The following is a 4,149-nucleotide window of genomic DNA, read 5'->3' as shown; positions in this document are numbered from 1 at the left end:
GTTCTCATCGCCGACGAACCGACCAGTGGCCTCGACGTTCTGGTGGAGGGGGAAATCCTCGACCTCCTCGATCGCTTGCGCGCCGACCTGGGTCTTGCCCTACTGGTCGTGTCCCACGATCTGCCGGTGATCGAACGGGTAGCGGACCGTATCGCGGTGATGCAGGGTGGCGACCTCGTCGAGGTGGGATCGACGATCGACGTCATCTCCTCGCCCCGCCATCCCTATACCCGCACATTGGTCGATTCGATCGTTCGGCTCGACGCAGCCGTCCTGGAGGGCGCGTCATGACGCCGCTACTGAGGATCGAGCAGCTAGGAGTCGACTTTCACGGCAGAGCGGCGATCACCGACGTCTCCCTGACCGTCGACACGGGGGAGTCGGTGGCGCTGGTCGGCGGGTCGGGTGCGGGAAAGTCCACCGTCGCCCGTTGTGTGGCGGGCCTGGTCGAACCGAGCTCCGGTCGAATCCTGCTGGATGGTGAAAACCTGACCACTGCAGGTCACGGCGCGGCCAAGCGGTTGCGCCGTGACGTCCACCTCGTGTTCCAGGACCCGTACGCCTCACTGCCGCCGACGCTGAAGGTGGGCGAGATCGTGGCCGAACCCATGGTGATCCTGCGAATGGGGGCGAAGACCGAGCGCACACGACTCGCGGTGGAGGCGCTGGAATCGGTGCGGTTGGACCCCGGCCGCTATGCGAATCGGTACGCGCACGAGTTGTCCGGCGGTGAACGCCAACGCGTCGCGTTCGCGCGGGCACTGGTGACGCAACCGAAGCTGATCCTCGCCGACGAGCCGACGCAGATGCTGGACGCGTCGTTGCGCGTCGAGATGATCGAGTTGATGCGCGAACTCGGGGAGCGATTCGGCGTCGCCATCCTGCACATTACGCACGATCTGGCTCTCGCCCAACGCGGTTGCAATCGCGTGATCGTGATGCAACACGGCCGGGTGGTGGAGCAGGGACTCATCTCCGACGTGCTCTGCCGTCCGCAACACCACTACACCGCTTCCCTCGTCGCGGCGGCGACCCGCATCCGATGATCCCAGTTTCGTCCCCGCAATAGAACGATTTCTCGACGGCTTCATGCCATTGGACAGGAGAACTTGCATGACGAATACCGACGCTGTCAACGGAACCATCACGGTTCTCGACCAGGGCACCGTGATCAGCTACACAGTGGGGGAGGTGATGAAATACCACGGCCCCGGTTTCCCCGGTGGAGTGGCGCACGCGGTCAAGGTGCTCGAACGTGCACTGCCGCTGCTCGGCGTGGACGGCCCGGTCGCGCGACGCGAGATCGAGATCGCGACCGCACACCGCGGTCCGGGTGTGCGCGACACGATCGAGATGGTGACCCGCGCAGTCACCGAGGATCGGTTCACGGTCGATTCCGCGCTCGAACGCACCGACCGAGGTGCCACCCTCGAGCGCTACGTCTTCGTGCTCACCTACCGTGGTCGCAGCGTTCGCCTCGAAATCCGCGAAGGATTCGTCACCGACGAATTCATCTCGCTGGGACGCAGGACCGACCGCAGTTTCGAGGAAGACGCCCGGCTCACCGTCCTGAAGCAGGAGATGGCTGACAGGCTGCTGGCCAGTCCGGCTGCCGACGTGTACGACGTCGTCGGGGAGAAGTGAATCTGACGAAAAGTAGGTGCCCGCTGCGCCTTTCGGCGCGGCGGGCACATCTCTTGCATGCGAGTGTGCTCAGGTGTTGTCAATCCAGCGCAACAGCGCGTACAGGAAACGGGTGGAACCGGGCATGAAGTTGCTGCCGTGGTGGTAGGTCGGATCGAGGGTGGTCGCGATGATCCGTCCCGAGGTGGTGACGGTGTCCTCGTACAGCATCATGCCGGCGTCGTGGGCCTGACCGGATTCGTCGGGTTCCTCCGATACCAACAGGGGAACCACGTCCGCCTCGGTGCGCAAAAGCCCGTGGTGATGCCAGATCACCGATTTCGTGGTCAGATACTTCCACGACTCATGTTCGGGGCTGCGAGTTCTGATCATGGGGTCCTCGCCGGTCAGCCGCCACCAGAAGTTGGTGGGCCGTGGCTCCCAGATGACGCCCGGAAGCCACGTGTGCACCGAGTTCTCACCGAGCACCACGAGAGTGCCGCCGCGTTCGGCGACAGCAATGAACTGCCGGGCGTGGCGCCGCACGAGGTCGGGATGCAAGCGGTCGGCGACGATCAGCGTGTCGATCCCGTCCAGATCGCCGTCTTCGAGGTCGGCCAGATAGAAGAACTCCGGCTGATAGGCCAGTACCGCAGGGTCTTTCAGCGTCTGCAGGTGGAAGTAGGATCCGCCGTGCACGAGGGCGAGGGTACGGGTCGCGCGGGGCGCACGGTCGGATCGGGTGAACGGTTCCGGTGCGGTCATGGCTGTGCCAGCCAATCGAGGAGTTGCCCGGACATGCTCGCGGACGAGTTGGAGTCGGTAAGCCAGCCGGTGAGGTCGTTACCGCCGTGGACCAGCACCTCGCCCGCGCCCAGGGGATAGACGTAGTCGACGGGCAGGCGGTGGCGTCCGATGCGGGTGGTCACGATGGCGTCGGCTGGCAACTTTTCGCTGTATCCGCGCGCGTAGAAGCCGGAAACCCCTTTGCGGACACTGAGATCGGTGGGATCGATTCCCTGCCAGACGGGATGTGGTTCGTCGAGTGTGATGGCCAGATCGTTGGGGCCCGAGTACTGCAGCTTCCGCCAGACGCCGAGGCCGGGGAGGAAGTGGGTGAGCGGGTGGCCCATCACGGCGATCCGCCCACCGGACGTGACGAATGCCGTGAGCGGCTCACGACGGCGTTCCAGGAAGATTTGGTCGCAGTTCCCGCCGAGGATCATCCCGCGCACATTCTGCATAACGACATCGTCGAGGTGGTACAGGTCCACGTCGTCGACGCGAGGGTCGCCGTCTCCGGGGGAGCCCGCCTCCCCTCCCATGACGAGACGAATCACGGCGTTGCCCGGCGCTGGAAGCGGGGTAGGAGGTTGTTGGGGAAGGGTGTTGGTCGGCATGGTGACGAGTTCTTTCGGTGAGACACGAAGAAGAAGTTAGATAGGTAAACCTACCCTATATTTCTACGGCTGTGCGACCTTTCGTCGATCGGTGGCCGGTCCCACTTCGTCGACAATGGAATGCGAGAGTGAACGTTCGCTGCACGGCGCCGAGTTCCGGTCTTGCCGGGGCGGAGAGCCGGGGCCATGGACAGCACCGTTCCGGCGGTCCAAAGTGGGAATTCGAGACGGTTGAACAGCAGGAATCACATGAGCTCGAGAACGCCACCGCGTGGGGCGCGAAGAGGGACCGACATGACGGTCGAGCAACGACTCAGCGAGTTGGGTATGGAGTTGCCGGGTGAGCCCCAAGTACCCCACGGCGTCGAGATTCCATTCCAGTGGGTGCGGATACGCGGTGACAGGGCGTTCATATCCGGCCATGGCGCCCTCGCCGCAGAGGGAACCCCGAACGGCCCGTTCGGCAAGGTGCCGAGTGAGGTGTCCCTCGAGCACGCGCAGGAGTCGGCGCGGCTGGCAAGTCTCGCCATCCTCTCGAGCTTGAAGGCCGCGCTTGGTGACCTGGACCGGGTGGGGGCCTGGCTCATGGTGAATGGGTTCGTGAACTCCGATCCCGGCTACCCGCAGACCACGGCAGTGATGAACCCCTGCTCCGAGCTCATCCTCGACCTATTCGGGCCGGAGGTCGGCAATCACGCGCGCACGGCGATCGGCGTCTCGAGTGTCCCGCTCAACCTGCCCGTCATCATCTCCGCGGAGGTCGAAATCCGGCATTGAGCTACCACTCGAGCGTCGGGTGTTGCAGCCGGAGGTTGTTCTCGTTCCGGACTCGTGGACCCGATATTGCCCCGCTGACCGAATCCGCCCCGGCGTACGCCGCCCCGGCAGACAACTGCGAGAGCCTGATGCAGTTGTATCGCGAGCGACTGTGGGTTGATGGCCGGATACGTCCGGCGACGGCAGGTGAAAACTGATGGCGGAGAGCTTGGGTTGCTTGCCGCGACTCACGGTCGACGGAACTCGTCCATCAGCACACCGTCGGGGAGCAACCGCGTGGCCGGCCGCTCGTGCGGCGTCGCTCGCCGCAGCCTGTCCTGCATCGCGGGTCTCCTGAGCAGCCCGGTGT

5 protein-coding genes and 1 pseudogene are annotated in these 4,149 nt (G+C 64.6%); 4 read left to right on the top strand and 2 right to left on the bottom strand.

Annotation, left to right across the window (positions count from 1 at the left end; genetic code table 11):
- The 3 genes and pseudogenes from WAW17_RS25380 to WAW17_RS25370 all read left to right on the top strand — a co-directional run.
- Nucleotides 1-291, top strand: a pseudogene (locus WAW17_RS25380) (ABC transporter); the annotation flags it as partial.
- Nucleotides 288-1,046 (top strand): ABC transporter ATP-binding protein, encoded by a 759-nt coding sequence (locus WAW17_RS25375; protein ID WP_422335641.1) that lies wholly within the window; start codon nt 288-290, stop codon nt 1,044-1,046. The pseudogene WAW17_RS25380 and the gene WAW17_RS25375, both read left to right, overlap by 4 nt.
- A gap of 67 nt (nt 1,047-1,113) precedes the next feature.
- Nucleotides 1,114-1,644, top strand: coding sequence for a hypothetical protein (locus WAW17_RS25370; RefSeq protein ID WP_422335640.1), 531 nt, complete (start codon nt 1,114-1,116; stop codon nt 1,642-1,644).
- Between the two features lie 69 nt (nt 1,645-1,713).
- Here the strand turns inward: WAW17_RS25370 and WAW17_RS25365 are convergent, their stop codons facing one another.
- On the bottom strand, nt 1,714-2,388 hold the full coding sequence (locus WAW17_RS25365; protein WP_422335639.1) for a hypothetical protein: 675 nt from the start codon (nt 2,386-2,388) through the stop codon (nt 1,714-1,716).
- A complete protein-coding gene (locus WAW17_RS25360; RefSeq protein ID WP_422335638.1) occupies nt 2,385-3,023 on the bottom strand; it encodes a hypothetical protein in 639 nt (212 codons plus the stop codon). The genes WAW17_RS25365 and WAW17_RS25360 overlap by 4 nt, the downstream gene beginning before the upstream one ends.
- A gap of 294 nt (nt 3,024-3,317) precedes the next feature.
- On the opposite strand from WAW17_RS25360, the gene WAW17_RS25355 reads away from it, so the two are divergent.
- The gene (locus WAW17_RS25355; protein WP_422335637.1) at nt 3,318-3,800 is read left to right on the top strand and encodes a RidA family protein; all 483 of its coding nucleotides are present in this window, start codon (nt 3,318-3,320) and stop codon (nt 3,798-3,800) included.
- Nucleotides 3,801-4,149 lie beyond the last annotated feature (349 nt).

The organism is Rhodococcus sp. (in: high G+C Gram-positive bacteria), assembly GCF_049286785.1.
Lineage (GTDB): Bacteria > Actinomycetota > Actinomycetes > Mycobacteriales > Mycobacteriaceae > Rhodococcus_F.
This window is presented reverse-complemented; position numbering and strand designations above follow the sequence as displayed.

What these genes read in the sequence shown, in the direction of transcription:
- WAW17_RS25355 (WP_422335637.1), top strand. Translation starts at nt 3,318, where the DNA reads ATGACGGTCGAGCAACGACTCAGCGAGTTGGGTATGGAGTTGCCGGGT.
- WAW17_RS25375 (WP_422335641.1), top strand. Translation starts at nt 288, where the DNA reads ATGACGCCGCTACTGAGGATCGAGCAGCTAGGAGTCGACTTTCACGGC.
- WAW17_RS25365 (WP_422335639.1), bottom strand. Translation starts at nt 2,388, where the DNA reads ATGACCGCACCGGAACCGTTCACCCGATCCGACCGTGCGCCCCGCGCG.
- WAW17_RS25370 (WP_422335640.1), top strand. Translation starts at nt 1,114, where the DNA reads ATGACGAATACCGACGCTGTCAACGGAACCATCACGGTTCTCGACCAG.
- WAW17_RS25360 (WP_422335638.1), bottom strand. Translation starts at nt 3,023, where the DNA reads ATGCCGACCAACACCCTTCCCCAACAACCTCCTACCCCGCTTCCAGCG.